The organism is Streptomyces sp. NPDC126503 (genome assembly GCF_040302405.1).
In the GTDB taxonomy this organism is placed as follows: Bacteria; Actinomycetota; Actinomycetes; order Streptomycetales; family Streptomycetaceae; genus Streptomyces; species Streptomyces gulbargensis.
In genome coordinates this window covers 71,250-86,399 of the sequence record NZ_JBEORS010000016.1, presented here as the reverse complement: position 1 = coordinate 86,399, position 15,150 = coordinate 71,250, and the positions used below count along the sequence as shown (strand labels likewise).

The 15,150-nt window shown below is 71.3% G+C and carries 15 protein-coding genes; 11 read left to right on the top strand and 4 right to left on the bottom strand.

From position 1 onward, the window contains the following. Positions 1-27 precede the first annotated feature (27 nt). Both pruA and ABTY40_RS21235 read left to right on the top strand, forming a co-directional pair. Positions 28-1,668, top strand: a complete 1,641-nt coding sequence (pruA, locus tag ABTY40_RS21240) for an L-glutamate gamma-semialdehyde dehydrogenase (RefSeq protein ID WP_352060971.1) — start codon at positions 28-30, stop codon at positions 1,666-1,668. A 129-nt stretch (positions 1,669-1,797) separates the two neighbouring features. Then, on the top strand, positions 1,798-2,034 hold the full coding sequence (locus ABTY40_RS21235; protein WP_352060970.1) for a hypothetical protein: 237 nt from the start codon (positions 1,798-1,800) through the stop codon (positions 2,032-2,034). On the opposite strand, the gene ABTY40_RS21230 is transcribed toward ABTY40_RS21235, so the two are convergent. After that, entirely contained in the window at positions 2,024-2,911 is an 888-nt protein-coding gene (locus ABTY40_RS21230) for an alpha/beta fold hydrolase (RefSeq protein ID WP_352060969.1), read from the bottom strand. The genes ABTY40_RS21235 and ABTY40_RS21230 overlap by 11 nt on opposite strands. Positions 2,912-3,048: 137 nt before the next feature. On the opposite strand from ABTY40_RS21230, the gene ABTY40_RS21225 reads away from it, so the two are divergent. The 4 genes from ABTY40_RS21225 to ABTY40_RS21210 all read left to right on the top strand — a co-directional run bounded on the left by ABTY40_RS21225 (position 3,049) and on the right by ABTY40_RS21210 (position 6,638). After that, complete coding sequence (locus ABTY40_RS21225) at positions 3,049-3,585, top strand: GNAT family N-acetyltransferase (RefSeq protein ID WP_352060968.1); 537 nt, start codon at positions 3,049-3,051, stop codon at positions 3,583-3,585. A gap of 423 nt (positions 3,586-4,008) precedes the next feature. Then, entirely contained in the window at positions 4,009-4,140 is a 132-nt protein-coding gene (locus ABTY40_RS21220) for a hypothetical protein (protein WP_352060967.1), read from the top strand. 115 nt (positions 4,141-4,255) lie between these two features. Continuing rightward, positions 4,256-5,296 carry a 3-isopropylmalate dehydrogenase gene (locus ABTY40_RS21215; protein ID WP_352060966.1) on the top strand — a complete coding sequence of 347 codons (1,041 nt, stop codon included), beginning with the start codon at positions 4,256-4,258 and terminating at the stop codon, positions 5,294-5,296. Between the two features lie 259 nt (positions 5,297-5,555). Continuing rightward, positions 5,556-6,638, top strand: a complete 1,083-nt coding sequence (locus ABTY40_RS21210) for a branched-chain amino acid aminotransferase (protein WP_345285635.1) — start codon at positions 5,556-5,558, stop codon at positions 6,636-6,638. 210 nt (positions 6,639-6,848) lie between these two features. Here ABTY40_RS21210 and ABTY40_RS21205 read toward each other — a convergent pair. After that, positions 6,849-7,681 (bottom strand): IS5 family transposase gene (locus tag ABTY40_RS21205; RefSeq protein WP_502990636.1). Its coding sequence is split into 2 segments (ribosomal slippage): positions 6,849-7,339 and positions 7,339-7,681, totalling 834 coding nucleotides; the frame shifts between segments, so codons are not numbered across the junction. A 56-nt stretch (positions 7,682-7,737) separates the two neighbouring features. Continuing rightward, positions 7,738-9,303: a cytosine permease gene (locus ABTY40_RS21200; RefSeq protein ID WP_352060965.1), complete on the bottom strand. Its 1,566-nt coding sequence runs from the start codon at positions 9,301-9,303 to the stop codon at positions 7,738-7,740. A 150-nt stretch (positions 9,304-9,453) separates the two neighbouring features. On the opposite strand from ABTY40_RS21200, the gene ureA reads away from it, so the two are divergent. The 5 genes from ureA to ABTY40_RS21175 all read left to right on the top strand — a co-directional run bounded on the left by ureA (position 9,454) and on the right by ABTY40_RS21175 (position 14,353). Then, positions 9,454-10,152: an urease subunit gamma gene (ureA, locus tag ABTY40_RS21195; protein ID WP_352060964.1), complete on the top strand. Its 699-nt coding sequence runs from the start codon at positions 9,454-9,456 to the stop codon at positions 10,150-10,152. After that, positions 10,152-11,834: an urease subunit alpha gene (locus ABTY40_RS21190; RefSeq protein WP_352060963.1), complete on the top strand. Its 1,683-nt coding sequence runs from the start codon at positions 10,152-10,154 to the stop codon at positions 11,832-11,834. The genes ureA and ABTY40_RS21190 overlap by 1 nt, the downstream gene beginning before the upstream one ends. 20 nt (positions 11,835-11,854) lie before the next feature. Next, a complete protein-coding gene (locus ABTY40_RS21185) occupies positions 11,855-12,871 on the top strand; it encodes an agmatine deiminase family protein (protein WP_352060962.1) in 1,017 nt (338 codons plus the stop codon). Positions 12,872-13,357: 486 nt separating this feature from the next. Next, a complete protein-coding gene (locus ABTY40_RS21180) occupies positions 13,358-14,002 on the top strand; it encodes a GntR family transcriptional regulator (protein WP_352060961.1) in 645 nt (214 codons plus the stop codon). A 177-nt stretch (positions 14,003-14,179) separates the two neighbouring features. Beyond that, positions 14,180-14,353: a hypothetical protein gene (locus ABTY40_RS21175; RefSeq protein ID WP_352060960.1), complete on the top strand. Its 174-nt coding sequence runs from the start codon at positions 14,180-14,182 to the stop codon at positions 14,351-14,353. A 58-nt stretch (positions 14,354-14,411) separates the two neighbouring features. On the opposite strand, the gene ABTY40_RS21170 is transcribed toward ABTY40_RS21175, so the two are convergent. Continuing rightward, entirely contained in the window at positions 14,412-15,110 is a 699-nt protein-coding gene (locus tag ABTY40_RS21170; RefSeq protein ID WP_352060959.1) for a phage antirepressor KilAC domain-containing protein, read from the bottom strand. Positions 15,111-15,150 lie beyond the last annotated feature (40 nt).

Here is a 15,150-nt window from a genome sequence, read left to right as displayed (position 1 = left end):
CCACCCTCCGAAGGAGTATCGAGACTCATGGACGCTGTGACCCAGGTCCCCACTCCGGTCAACGAGCCGGTGCACGGCTACGCCCCCGGTTCGCCCGAGCGCGCCCGCCTGGAGGCCAAGCTCAAGGAGCTGGCCGACAACCCGCGCGAGCTGCCGATGACCATCGGCGGCGTCAAGCGCATGGGCGGCGGTGACGAGTTCAAGGTCGTGCAGCCGCACAACCACAAGTCCGTCATCGGCACCTTCCGCGCCGCCACGCAGGCGGACGCCCAGGACGCCATCGACGCCGCCCTGGCCGCCGCCCCGGCCTGGCGCGCCATGTCCTTCGACGACCGCGCCGCGATCATCCTGCGCGCCGCCGAGCTGCTCGCCGGCCCGTGGCGCGAGACGCTGGCCGCCTCCACCATGCTCGGCCAGTCGAAGACCGCCCAGCAGGCCGAGATCGACACCCCGTGCGAGCTCGTCGACTTCTGGCGCTTCAACGTGGCCTACGCCCGCCAGATCCTGGCCGAGCAGCCGCCGGCCAACTCCCCGGGCGTGTGGAACCGGCTCGACCACCGCCCGCTGGAGGGCTTCGTCTACGCGATCACGCCGTTCAACTTCACGGCCATCGCGGGCAACCTGCCCACCGCCCCCGCCCTCATGGGCAACGTGGTGGTCTGGAAGCCGTCCCCGACGCAGACCCACTCCGCCGTGCTCCTCATGGAGCTCCTGGAGGAGGCCGGCCTGCCGAAGGGCGTCATCAACCTGGTGACCGGCGACGGCATCGCCGTCTCCGAGGTGGCCCTGAACCACCGCGACCTCGCCGGCATCCACTTCACCGGCTCGACCAAGACCTTCCAGCACCTGTGGAAGACGGTCGGCAACAACATCGAGAAGTACCGCTCGTACCCGCGGATCGTCGGCGAGACCGGCGGCAAGGACTTCGTCGTCGCGCACCCCAGCGCCGACCGCGCCGTGCTGAAGACGGCGCTGACCCGCGGCTCCTTCGAGTTCCAGGGCCAGAAGTGTTCCGCGTCCTCGCGGGCGTACATCCCGGCCTCGATCTGGAACGACGGGTTCAAGGAGGAGTTCGCGGCCGAGGTCGACGGCATCAAGATGGGTGACGTCACCGATCTGTCGAACTTCATCGGCGCCGTGATCGACGAGCGCTCCTTCGCCAAGAACAAGGCCGCGATCGACCGCGCCCAGGCCGACCCGAGCTGCACGATCGTCGCGGGCGGCACCTACGACGACTCGGAGGGCTGGTTCGTCCGCCCGACCGTCATCGAGTGCACCGACCCGGAGAACGAGGTCTTCAAGGCCGAGTACTTCGGCCCGATCCTCGCGGTGCACGTGTACGACGACAGCTCCCCCGAGAAGTACGACGAGATGCTGACCCAGATGGAGTCGGTCTCGGACTACGCGCTCACCGGTGCGGTCATCTCCAACGACCGCGCGGCGGCCGCGTACACGATGGAGAAGCTCCGCTTCGCCGCGGGCAACTTCTACATCAACGACAAGTCGACCGGCGCCGTCGTCGGCCAGCAGCCCTTCGGCGGCGGCCGGGCCTCCGGCACCAACGACAAGGCCGGCGCCCCGCAGAACCTGATGCGCTGGACGCTGACCCGCGCCATCAAGGAGACGCTGGTCCCGCCGACCGAGTACGGCTACCCGCACATGGGCTGACGCCCGCCGGCCGCGTGAGCGGCCCCTGACCACCGCCCCCCTCCTGGACCCCCAAACCAGGACGGGGGCGGTTCTCGTGCGGTGGGCTTACGCTGCTGGGAGGGGGCCGGCGCGGCGAGGAGGAACGGCATGCCTGGTTCGACGACTCTCGGTCCCGGGCACGGGGTCGACGCGATCGACCATCCGGACGCGCAGCGGCTGGCGTCCGTGATGCGGGAGCTGTACGGCCTGCTTACCTCGACGGGGCCGGACAGGATGACGGACGCGCAGGTCGCGGCGGTGAGCGGCGGCGTCGCACAGGACCGTGCGGAGTTCACGGCCTGGGTGGAGCGCGTGGTCGGCCGGCTGGAGGAGGCTACGGCCTGACGACCCGGCGCTCCAGGAAATCGTCGATCAGTCCGGCGATCAGCGGTGCGTGGGTCTCCAGGGCGAAGTGGCCGGTGGGCACGAGGTGGATCTCCGCGTCGGGGAGGTCGCGGCGGAAGGCCTCGGCGCCGGCCGGGACGAAGACCTCGTCGCCCTCGCCCCAGACGGCGAGGAGCGGCACCCGGGAGGTCCGGAAGTACTCGTGGAAGGCCGGGTACAGCGCGAAGTTGGAGCCGTAGTCGGCGATCAGGTCGAGCTGGACGGCGTCCTGGCCCTCGCGGGCCATGAGGGCCGCGTCGTGGTGCCAGGCGTCGGGGCTGAGCAGCTCGCGGTACGCGTCGGGGACGCCGGTCTCGTACTGCCACCGGATCCCTTCGAGGGAGCGGATGGCCCGGACGGGCGCCTCGGTTTCGGGCGTGCGGTCGGCGAGGAGCGCGAGGACCGGCGCCCAGGCCTCCGCGCCGAGCCCCTCCTCGTACGCGTTGCCGTTCTGGGTGACGATCGCCGTGACCCGCTCGGGGTGGGCGAGGGCGAGACGCAGGCCGATGGGCGCGCCGTAGTCCTGGACGTACAGCGCGAACCGGTCCAGCCCCAGGGCCTCGGTGAACTCGGACGTCAGGGCGGCCAGCTCGGCGAAGGTGTACGGGAACGCGTCGGCGGCGGGTGCGTCGCTCCGGCCGAAGCCCAGGTGGTCCGGGGCGATCAGCCGGTAGCGGTGGGCGAGCCGGGGGATCAGGTCGCGGAACATGTGCGAGCTGGTGGGGAAGCCGTGCAGGAGCAGCAGGACGGGGCCGTCCGCCGGTCCGGCCTCGCGGTAGTGGAGCGCGTGGCCCCGGACGGTGACGGTGCGGTGGCGCGTGGGCAGGACGGACGTCACGACTAACCCCTCAAGGCTTGTTCGGTGGTTGCAGGTTGATTCGATCAGGTGCGTCTCTAACCTGTCAACGCGTGGTGAGTGGTTAATTCGGGAGTTAATTCGGGAGGGGTGAGGGTGCTGTGTGGAAGGGTGGCCGCATGACCGTGACGACCGCGCCCACCCACGAGCTCGGGGCGGCCCGGCTCGCCGCCGTCCGCGCGCTGCTCGACACCGCCTTCGACGGCGACTTCTCCGACGACGACTGGGACCACACCCTGGGCGGCGTCCACGCCTGGATCGAGGACGAGCACGGCCTCGCCGCGCACGGCGCCGTCGTCCAGCGGCGCGCGCTGCACCGCGGACGCTCGTACCGCGTCGGTTACGTCGAAGGGGTCGCCGTCCGGGCCGACCGCAGGCGGCAGGGGCTCGGCGGGGCCGTGATGGACGCCCTGGAGCGGGTGATCGACGGGGCGTACGTCTTCGGGGCGCTGGGCGCCTCCGACGACGGCGCCGCGCTCTACCGGGCGCGCGGCTGGCAGGTCTGGCCGGGCCCTCTCGAAGCCCTCGGCCCGGCCGGCGTCGTCCGTCTCGCCGAGGAGGAGGGCTTCGTCTTCCTCCGCCCCGCCGGGGCCCGCCCCCTGCCCGACGCGGCCGCCCCCTTGATCTTCGACTGGCGGGACGGCGACGTGATGTGAGGGCGGACCCGGGCGCGCCGGCGGCCCGCGATCACCTCGCGGCGGTACGCCCAGCGCCGGGCGGCGAACTCGGCGGCGGGCCCGAACTCCTCCTCGGGTTCCGTGCCGGTCCCGGCGAGGGGAGGAACGCAACCTGGGCAGCCGTGCCGCAGGCGGCCGTCCGGGGGTGCACCGGCCCCGCGCCGCCGCGCCGTCTCAGATAGTAGGAAGTCCGAGTAATTGTGGAGACAGATGCGGGACCCTGCCCTAGCTTTGTAGGAGCCGAACGTCTCGCTTCATCAAGCGAATGGCGGCCGAGAGCGCGACGCCCTGCGCAGGCAACCCCTGCGGCGGCGCTCCCCGCCCCTGACGGCACCCTCGATCACCCCTGATCTCCTGCTCCGCGGAGCCGGATCACCACTGATCTCAAGGAGTCGATCCCTCATGGCCGCTCAGACCGCCCGCCGCGTCCGCCACTCCGCCGCCCGCACCAGTGACGAGGCCCGCCAGAACGCCGCCGCCGCCCTCCAGCGCGCCCTCGACCGCCGCGACAACGGCGGCTCCTCCGGTCGCTGATCCCGCGCCGTCCCCCGGATCGCGCAGCCCGTCCGCACGCACGCCGACCGTTGGGCGTTCGTCCACATGGTGGACGAGGCGTGTCAGACGATGGGACGAAGAGTAGGGTGCCGACATGTCTCACAGCATCGATCTCGCAGTCATTCCCGGCGACGGCATCGGCCAGGAGGTCGTGGCCCAGGGCCTCAAGGTCCTCGCTGCCGTGCTTCCCCAGGACGTGAAGCTGGAGACGCGGGAGTACGACTTCGGCGCCAAGCGCTACCACGCCACCGGTGAGACCCTCACCGACGCCGACCTCGACTCCCTCAAGCGGCACGACGCCATCCTGCTCGGCGCGATCGGCGACCCGTCGGTCCCCTCCGGAGTCCTGGAGCGGGGCTTCCTCCTGAAGCTCCGCTTCGCCTTCGACCACCACGTGAACCTGCGTCCCTCGAAGCTGCTCCCCGGCGTCGCGACCCCGCTCGCCGGCCAGCCCGAGATCGACTTCGTCGTGGTCCGGGAGGGCACCGAGGGCCCGTACACGGGCAACGGCGGCACCATCCGCAAGGGCACCCCCCACGAGGTCGCCACCGAGGTCTCGGTCAACACCGCCTTCGGGGTGGAGCGCGTGGTCCGCGACGCCTTCGCCCGCGCCCAGGCCCGCCCGCGCAAGAAGCTGACGCTGGTCCACAAGAACAACGTGCTGACCTTCGCCGGTCACCTGTGGACGAGCGTCTTCGAGAAGGTCGCCCGGGAGTACCCCGAGGTGACCACCGACTACCTGCACGTCGACGCCGCGACGATCTTCCTCGTCGCCGATCCGGCCCGCTTCGACGTGATCGTCACCGACAACCTCTTCGGCGACATCATCACCGACCTCGCCGCGGCCGTCTCCGGCGGCATCGGCGTCGCCGCCTCGGGCAACATCAACCCGAGCGGTGAGTACCCGTCCATGTTCGAGCCGGTCCACGGTTCCGCCCCGGACATCGCGGGTCAGGGCAAGGCCGACCCCACGGCCACCGTCCTCTCCGTGGCCCTGCTCCTGCGCCACCTCGGCCACGAGGCCGAGGCCGCCCGGATCGAGCAGGCCGTCGCCGCCGACCTCACCGAGCGTGGGGACACCGTTCGCACCACGGACGAGATCGGCGACGCGCTCGCCGCGCGAGTAGCGAGCTGACCCGCGCGCCACTGACACCTCTCAGCAGCCGCCGGGTCGCACACGCACCCGGCGGCTGTTTCCTGTGCGGTCGCGGGGTGCCACCATCGAACCCCGGACCGCGTTCACCCGTTTTCGCGCACCGGCACCCACGAGCGATAATCGAACGTGGGGCCGCGGAATGAGGGAAAGCTCGGACGTCCTAGGAGTACTCCTGGCAGTACCCGCCTAGCGGCGTGAGCGCGGTCCGTCACACACAACCGGTGAAGGACACGCACTCATGACGACGATCGAGCTCAAGCCCTCCTCCAGCCCGCTGTCCGACGCGGAGCGGGAGGCGATCCTGGCCAATCCGGGATTCGGCCGCCACTTCACCGACCACATGGTCACCATCCGGTGGACCGAGGGCCGGGGCTGGCACGACGGCCAGCTCGTCCCGTACGGCCCGCTCTCCCTCGACCCCGCCACGAACGTCCTGCACTACGCGCAGGAGATCTTCGAGGGCCTGAAGGCCTACCGCCGCCCCGACGGCACGGTCGCCAGCTTCCGCCCCGACGCCAACGCCCGCCGCTTCCAGGCCTCCGCCCGCCGCCTGGCCATGCCGGAGCTTCCGGTCGAGACCTTCGTCGCGGCCTGCGACGCGCTGGTCCAGCAGGACAAGGCGTGGGTTCCGGCGCACGGCGGCGAGGCCTCGCTCTACCTGCGCCCGTTCATGATCGCCACCGAGGTCGGGCTCGGCGTCCGCCCCGCCAACGAGTACCTCTTCGTCGTCATCGCCTCCCCGGCCGGCCCGTACTTCCCCGGCGGCGTGAAGCCCGTCTCCATCTGGCTCTCGGAGAACCGCGTCCGCGCCGTCCCCGGCGGCGTCGGCGACGCCAAGACCGGCGGCAACTACGCGGCCTCCCTGCTCGCGCAGGCCGAGGCGGCGGCGAAGGGCTGTGACCAGGTCGCCTACCTCGACGCGGTCGAGCACAAGTGGGTCGAGGAGCTCGGCGGCATGAACCTGTACTTCGTGTACGGGAACAAGATCGTCACGCCCGCCCTGACCGGTTCGCTCCTCGCCGGCATCACCCGCGACTCGCTGCTCTCCCTCGCGGCGGACCTCGGGTACGAGGCCGAGGAGGGGCGCGTCTCCATCGACCAGTGGCAGGCCGACACCGCGAACGGCACCCTCACCGAGGTCTTCGCCTGCGGCACCGCCGCCGTCATCACCCCGGTCGGTACGGTCAAGGCCGAGCGGGGCGAGTGGCAGCACTCGGGCGGCGAGCCCGGTGAGGTCACCATGAAGCTGCGCCAGGCGCTCCTGTCCATCCAGACCGGCGCGTCCGAGGACGTCCACGGCTGGATGCACCAGCTCGGCTAGGGTCTTTCTTTCGGATCAGGCCGGATCAGGGAGCGGCGTCTGGTGCGTGCGTTCGCAAGGCGGAGGAGGGAGTCCATGCGGTGGGGGTACCTCCCGTGCCCGGAGGGCTACGGGGGAATCGGCGACCGACGACAACGCGGCGAGCGGGCGTGCCAGGCGACGCGAGCCCGGCAAGATCCGAAAGACAGGCCCTAGGGGGTGTCCGGAAAGTCATGGGAGCCAGAGCCGCAGGCAGGCGAGGGTGACCATGGCCTGGAAGTGGACGGCTCGCTTGTCGTAGCGGGTGGCCAGGGCTCGGTTTTGCTTGAGCCGGCTGAAGCAGCGCTCGACCACGTTGCGCCGCCGGTAGGCGGCTCGGTCCAGGCGGCAGCGAGTCTCGCCGCGGCGGATGCGTCCGTTGACCTGGTCGATCCGCTCCGGGATGGTGCAGGCGATGCCTCGTCGCCGCAGGTAGGCGCGGATCTTGCGGGCCGAGTAGCCCTTGTCCGCGACCACGCGCCGGGGCCGGGTCCGGGGCCTTCCCGGCCCCGGCCGGGCGATGCGGATCCGGTCCATGACCGGCTCGAACTGGGTGCAGTCGTTGACGTTGCCGCCGGTCAGGGTGAAGGCGAGGGGCCGGCCCTGGCCGTCGCAGGCGAGGTGGATCTTGCTGGTCAGCCCGCCGCGCGACCGGCCGAGCGCATCCCCTTCCCAGGTCCCCCTTTTCGGGCCCCGGCCGCGTGCTGGTGGGCCCGCACCGTGGTTGAGTCGACGCAGACGATGCTCCAGTCGACCTCGCCGACGGCGTCGGAATGCTGCTGGACATGCGCCAGCAGCCGGTCCCAGGTGCCGTCCGCGGACCAGTGCCGGAAGCGTTCGTAGACCGTCTTCCACGGCCCGTAGCGTTCGGGCAGGTCACGCCAGGCAGCCCCGGTGGACAGCTTCCACAGGATCCCGTTGACCACCTGCCGCCGGTCCCGCACGGGCCGGCCCATCCGGCCCGGCGCCAGCAACGGGGCGATCAACGCCCACGACTCATCGGTTAGTTCATGTCGACGCACCACGAACGGAGCAACGAGCGATCGACTTTACGGACACGACCTAGGACTCCCGGGGTCCGTCAGGACCCCGCTCCGTCGCGCGCCACGGGGACGGCCCCGGGGGCGGCCTCCGGTCGCCCCTCCCGTCCCCGGGCCGTGAGCGTTCCACCGGCGGGCGCGTGCCCGTCCGCGAGCGCGTCCTCCTGCTGGGGCGGGTTCTCGCCCGCGTGCCCGTGCCCGTGCCCGTCCGCGAGCGCGTCCCCCGCGGCGGTCCGGCCCGGCGTGAGGATCGCGTACAGCGCCCCGCCCACCGCCCCCGACAGGACGAAGCTGCAGTCGATCCCGCCCGTCAGGGCGAGCAGCGGCCCCTCGTACAGGGGGGTCGACACCGCAGCGAGGCCCACTCCGGCGCCGATCGCCCAGGAGGCCGTGGCGCGCGGGTGCCAGCCCGCCGAGAACCAGTACCGGCCGCCGCGCGCCCGCCGGTTGTGGACCTGGAGCGCCTCCGGGTCGTACGTCCCCGCGCACCGGACGTGCCCGATCAGGGTGATCACCGCCCACGGGGTGCCGATCGCCGTGAGGAGCAGGACGAAGGAGGTCATCGCCGTCTGCGCGTCCGAGGTGAAGTGGCCGAGGAAGACGAAGGCGGTCGCCACCCCGGCCACCACGAGCGTCGCCCGCGCCCGGGTCGCCCTCGGCAGGATGGCGTCCAGATCCAGGCCCATGGAGTACAGCATCAGGCCGGCGTTGCCGACGGACCCGGCCGTGGCCGCGAGCAGCAGCGGTACGAGGTACCAGGCGGGGGACGCGGCGACCAGCGGCCCCGCGTAGTCCAGGCCGCCGCGCGCCGCGAGCGCCGTGAACGTACCGAACAGCTGGGGGACCAGCAGGCCCGCGAGCAGCCCGAGACAGGTGGCGCCGAGGACGGCGCGCCCGCTGTGCCGGGCCGGTGAGACGTAGCGCGTGTAGTCACCGAGCAGGGTGATGAAGGCGACCGGGCCGCTGAGGCCGGCGGCCACCGCGGAGAGCAGCCAGGTCGGCCAGAACGAGCCCAGCAGGTACGGGGTGTCCGGCACCGGCCCGGTCGTGAAGTCCCCGGCGTACGCGGCGAGTCCGAGGGCCAGGAGCAGGGTCATCCCGACGGCGAGCGCCTTGCTCAGGCGGAGCAGCAGCCGGTACCCGTACACCGCGGCGACCGCCGTGCCGGCGGCGAGCAGGGCGTAGGCCACCGCGTGCGTGACACCGCCCGTGGGCAGGCCGGCGAGCCGGGCGAGCGTCCCGACCATGACGTCGCCGCCGATCCACAGGGTCAGGGCCGTGTAGCCGAGCGAGAGCAGCAGGCCGACCACCGATCCGACGAGCCGCCCGCGCACGCCGAAGAAGGCGCCGGAGGAGGTGGACAGGTTGGTGGCGGTGCGCAGGGAGATCAGGGCGAGCGGTGCGGTGACCGCCACGCCGGCGAGCGTCCCGGCGATCACCGAGGTGACCGAGGCCCACAGGCCCAGGCCGAAGGAGACCGGGAGCCAGCCGAAGACGATCACCCCCAGGCAGAGGTTGGACCCGAGGAGGAGCGACACCAGATCCCGGGGGCCGCTGGTGCGTTCGGCCTCGGGGACGGTGTCGACTCCGCGCTGTTCTATCGGCATGGGGGCTCCCTGTGTCGGGGCGGTGCGTACCGGATTTTGAGCGCTGCTCAATGTGCCGCTCAATGTGACCCACGCCTGTTGCCGCCGTCAATGCTTGGAACCGGGCGTCTCAGCATTTAGAGTGTCGCTCAAACAGGAGGTGTTACGGACGTGCGACTGACCCCCACGGAACGCGACCGGCTGCTGCTCTTCGGCGCCGCCGAGCTCGCCAGGGCCCGCCGGGCCCGCGGCCTGAGGCTCAATGTCCCCGAGGCGACCGCGCTCATCGCGGACACCGTCTGCGAGGCGGCCCGCGACGGCAAGCGACTCGCCGAGGCCATCCAGGCGGCCCGCTCCGTCCTCGGTCCCGAGGACGTCCTGCCCGGCGTCGCCGACGTGGTCACCGAGGTCCACGTGGAGGCCGTCTTCGACGACGGCTCCCGCCTCGCGGTCGTCACCGACCCGATCGGCGGGGGAGGCCTCGGCGACGGGGCACCCGGCGCGCTGCTCCCCGGCCCCGAGCGCCCCGAGGCCGAGCCCGCCGTCACGCTGACCGTACGGAACACCGCGACCGTCCCCGTCAGCGTCACCTCCCACTTCCACTTCTTCGAGGCCAACCCGCGCCTCGACTTCGACCGGGCCGCCGCCTACGGCATGCGGCTCGCGATCCCGGCCGGCGCCTCCTTCCGCTTCGACCCGGGCGGCGAGGCCGAGGTCGGACTCCGGCCCATCGGCGGCGCCCGCGTCGCCATCGGCTTCGCGGGCCTGGTCGACGGCCCGCTGGACGCGCCCGGCGCCAAGGAAGAGGCCCTCCGCCGCGCGGCGGCCTGCGGCTACCTGGGGACCGGATCCCCGAAGGAGGAGGACTGATGGACCCCTACGAGTACGCCTCCGTGCACGGCCCCCGCGCCGGCGACCGCGTCGTCCTCGGCGACTCCGGCCTCGTCGTCCGGGTCGAGTCCGACTCCCAGAAGCCCGGTGAGGAGTTCCTCGCCGGCTTCGGCAAGACCGCCCGCGACGGCCTCCACCTGAAGGCCGCCGCCGTCCGCGACACCTGCGACGTCGTCATCAGCAACGTCCTGCTCATGGACGCCGTCCAGGGCATCCGCAAGGTGTCCATCGGCATCCGCGAGGGCCGCATCCACGCCATCGGCCGGGCCGGCAATCCCGACACCCTCGACGGCGTCGACGTCGTCGTCGGCACCGGCACCTCCATCGTCTCCGGCGAGGGCCTCATCGCCACCGCCGGAGCCGTCGACACCCACGTCCACCTGCTCTCCCCGCGGATCATGGAGGCCTCGCTCGCCAGCGGCGTCACCACGATCATCGGCCAGGAGTTCGGCCCCGTCTGGGGCGTCGGCGTCAACTCCCCCTGGGCCCTGCGCCACGCCTTCAACGCCTTCGACGCCTGGCCCGTCAACATCGGCTTCCTCGCCCGCGGCTCCTCCTCCGACCCCGCCCCCCTCGTGGAGGCCCTCGCCGAGGGCGGCGCCTCCGGCTTCAAGGTCCACGAGGACATGGGCGCCCACACCCGCGCGCTCGACACCGCGCTGCGGGTCGCCGAGGAGCACGACGTCCAGGTCGCCCTGCACTCGGACGGCCTCAACGAGTGCCTGTCGGTCGAGGACACCCTGCGCGTCCTGGACGGCCGCACCATCCACGCCTTCCACATCGAGGGCTGCGGCGGCGGACACGTGCCGAACGTCCTCAAGATGGCGGGCGTCCCCAACGTCATCGGCTCCTCCACCAACCCGACGCTGCCCTTCGGCCGCGACGCGGTCGCCGAGCACTACGGGATGATCGTCTCCGTCCACGACCTCAAGACCGACCTGCCCGGCGACGCCGCCATGGCCCGCGACCGTATCCGGGCCGGCACGATGGGCGCGGAGGACGTCCTGCACGACCTCGGCGCGATCGGCATCACGTCGTCGGACGCGCAGGGCATGGGAAGGGCCGGCGAGACCGTACGCCGGACCTTCGCCATGGCCGGGAAGATGAAGGCCGAGCTCGGCCCGATGGAGGGCGACGGCGCGCACGACGACAACGCGCGCGTGCTCCGCTACCTCGCCAAGCTCACCATCAACCCGGCGATCGCCCACGGCCTCGCCCACGAGATCGGCTCCGTCGAGATCGGCAAGCTCGCCGACATCGTGCTGTGGCGGCCCGAGTTCTTCGGCGCCAAACCGCAGCTCGTGCTGAAGGCCGGCTTCCCGGCGTGGGGGGTCGTGGGCGATCCGAACGCCGCCACCGACACCTGCGAACCGCTCGTCCTCGGGCCCCTGTTCGGCGGCCACGGCGCGACGGCCGCCGACCTCTCCGTCGCCTTCGTCGCCCAGGCCGCCGTCGACCTCGGCGCCGACCGCATGCCGACCCGCCGCCGCCGCGTGGCCGTGCGCGGCACCCGCGGCATCGGCCCGGCCGACCTGCTCCTGAACTCCCGCATCGGCGACGTCCAGGTCGACGACCGCACCGGTCTCGTCTCCCTCGACGGCTCCCCGATCCGCTCCGAGGCGGCCGAGTCCGTCTCCCTCAACCGCCTCTACTTCCTCTGAGCCCGCTAGGACCCGTGACCATGACGTACCGCATGCCCGCCGAGTGGACCCCGCACGAGCGGACCTGGATGGCCTGGCCCAGCCCCAACCCCACCTTCACCGGGGACGACGAGCTGGCCGAGGCGCGCGCCGCCTGGGCCTCCGTCGCCCGGGCCGTACGCCGCTTCGAACCGGTGACCATGGTGGTCGCCCCCGGCGACGGCGAGTCGGCACGCGCCCTCCTGGGCCCGGACGTGGAGCTGCTGGAGCGCGAACTCGACGACGCCTGGATGCGCGACATCGGCCCCACCTTCGTCACCGACGGCAGCGAACTCGCCGCCGTGGACTGGGTGTTCAACGGCTGGGGCGCCCAGGACTGGGCCCGCTGGGAGCACGACTCCAAGATCGCCCGGCATGTGGCGGACGCGGCCGGCGTCCCCGTCCTGACCTCCCCGCTCGTCAACGAGGGCGGCGCCATCCACGTCGACGGCGAGGGCACCGTCCTCCTCACCGACACCGTCCAGCTGGGCTCCGGCCGCAACCCCGAGTGGACCCGCGAGCAGGTCGAGGCCGAGATCCACGCCAAGCTCGGCACCACCAAGGCGATCTGGCTCCCGCACGGTCTCACCGGCGACTACGGCCTCTACGGCACCCAGGGCCACGTCGACATCGTCGCCGCCTTCGCCCGCCCCGGCACGGTCCTCGTCCACAGCCAGCAGAACCCGAACCACCCCGACTACGAGCGCTCCCGGATGTACGTGAACATCCTGCGCGCCCAGACCGACGCCCAGGGCCGCCCCCTGGAGGTCGTCGAGGTGCCCGCCCCCACCGTCCTGAAGGACGAGGAGGGCGACTGGGTCGACTACTCCTACATCAATCACTACCTCTGCAACGGCGGCGTCGTCCTCTGCGCCTTCGACGACCCGCACGACGAGCTCGCCGCGGAGATCTTCCGCCGCCTCTTCCCCGAGCGCGAGGTCGTCCTCGTCGACGCCCGCCCGATCTTCGCGGGCGGGGGAGGCATCCACTGCATCACGCAGCAGCAGCCGCGGGTCTGACCGCTACCTGCCTGTCCAGCGCTTTCACCTGCGAGTATGTGCGCGCGGGGTAGCGGGTCTTTGCGGGAGTTAGTGGGAGCGAGCGGGACTTTCCCATGATCGTCTCCCATTTGTCTCCCACTACTCCCACAGGTGCTGCAGTGGCGACAGGGGAGCGAAGTACCGAAGCCGGAGCCGCGCACCTTGGGGGTGGAAAATGCGGCTCCGGCTTCGGCATGTTGTCCAACGAATGCGTCGCGCCGAAGCGCGCGGTGGGGTTCACTCGTCGGTGTGGTTACCCGCCACGGCTTGACGGGTAACCGGGCGGGGTCGCCTCATGCTCGCGAGCGGGGACAGGCGAGTTCGGGGCGACCCCGATCGGCTACCCAGGACCTGAACCTGGACGCCGAACTCTCCCTCTTCAGTTACGCGAGGCGTTGGCTATCGGCCAAGAGAGGCTGGATATATCTAGCCGCCACGGTACCTCTTACTGTGCGACGTCACTCCATGATCGTCGCCAGGAGAACCATGTCAGCCGACGCGCGCTACCGACGCATCGCCGCTGACATCCGCGCCCGTATCGAGGCCGGCGAGTGGGTGCCAGGAGAACCGTTGCCTTCCCGGCAGCTGATGGCCGTCGAGTACGGCGTCCACGAGCAGACCGTCCGCCTGGCCTACGTGCTCCTCCGGCGGACTGGAATTCTCGAAGGGGAGAGGCGCCGCAACGTCTACGTGGCGCACCCTCCTGCTATGCGCACCCTCGCGGACCCCGATGCCCCATGGCCCTACGGCGCCGAGACCACCGACAGGACGCCCTGCAAGGCCACCGCAGAGCTCGCGGCACGGCTGGCGGTCGATGAGGGAGCCCGCCTGCGGCGGGAGGTCGTCGAGTGCATGGATCCAGGAGGCCGGTCCGCCATGCTTATCACCTCGTGGTGGCGCCCACCGCGCCGTCGGCATGCGTCGTTCGTCGTGGAGGTGGGCGTCGGGCCCGCGGCTGAGGACGAGGCACGTTCGCTCGGCCTGCTCGTGGACACGATGGTGTACCGGCTGGTGCGGACGCGTCTGGACGAGGCCGGGCGGCCTGTGGAAACCGCTGATCTCGTCCTCCCTATGGATCGGTGGCTGATCCGCTTAAGCGGTACGGCGTAGCGCCGTCTGACCTCAGGGGTGCAGTGCGCGACGCACCTGTCGAGCATGCCCCATCTGGCATATGCAGGGAACGAGTGTACGAAAAACCTTCAACATTCTGTGCATACCTACAGCGTCTTTGTCACGTTCCGCGATTCTCTGGGGTGAGTGTCAGTCCCGCCCCATAGACTCGCCTTCATGTCCGAGAGCCCTGACTGCACCGTCCAGGTCGCCGATCCCGCCGTCATCAACTGCCGGATCCGTGCCCTGCTGCTCGGCGGCGAGCTCTCTCCCGCGGGCCTTGAGGAGTACGGTCGGCTGCTGCTGGAGTGGGAGGCGGCGGTACGGGTCGAGCAGGAGCTCGCGGCCTGACCCCAGGAACGACGAAACCGCCCCCTCCGCCCGAAGAAGGCAGAGGGGGCGGCGTGCGTCAGGCGGCCGGCAGCACCTTCCCGCCGATCAGGGTCACGATCCAGTCGAGGCCCTTCGGGGTGAAAAAGGTCTGCTCAACCCAAGCTCCGTTGGGCGCCTGGACCAACTTGACCTTGGCCCGGCCGTTCTGGACATGCACCTCGTAGGGGATGCGCGGGTTCTGCACCTGGAGGAAGTGGATGCGCTTCTCCCGCAGCAGGGCCATGAACTTCGTGCGCCCCAGGCCTCCCGTGATCTCCGTGAGGGCCTTGGCGGCGGTGCCCATGTCGATGAGCCCGTCAGCGTCACAGAAGGCATCCCACTTGCTCGCCTTCGGCGCCGCGATGGCCAGCTCCTTCTTCGTGGTGACCAGCTCTCGTGCGGCCTCGACGTACTTCTCGGCCAGGGCGAGGATGCCCTCGGCGCTGGTCACATCCGGCTCGGCCGGCTTCGTAAGCTCCGCCTCGCGCGTTCTCACTGCGAAGTACGTCTTGGCAGAGGCGACCTCGGGCTTGCGGCCGTCACCGGCGAGGGCGACGTGGTACGCCCCGAAGCGGGTGAGCCTGTAGTCGTCGACCTCCTGCTTGCCCCAGCGGCCTCCGGTGATCACTTTGCGGCTACCCGCAAAGTGATCACGCTGGTCAATGCCGCTCGCCTCCACGGCCTGCTGGGCCCGCTGGACAACATCGCTGAACTGGCGCCACTGCTCGTAACCCATCAGCTGCTTCTGTACGTGCGGCCTTGGTTGAATCGATCCT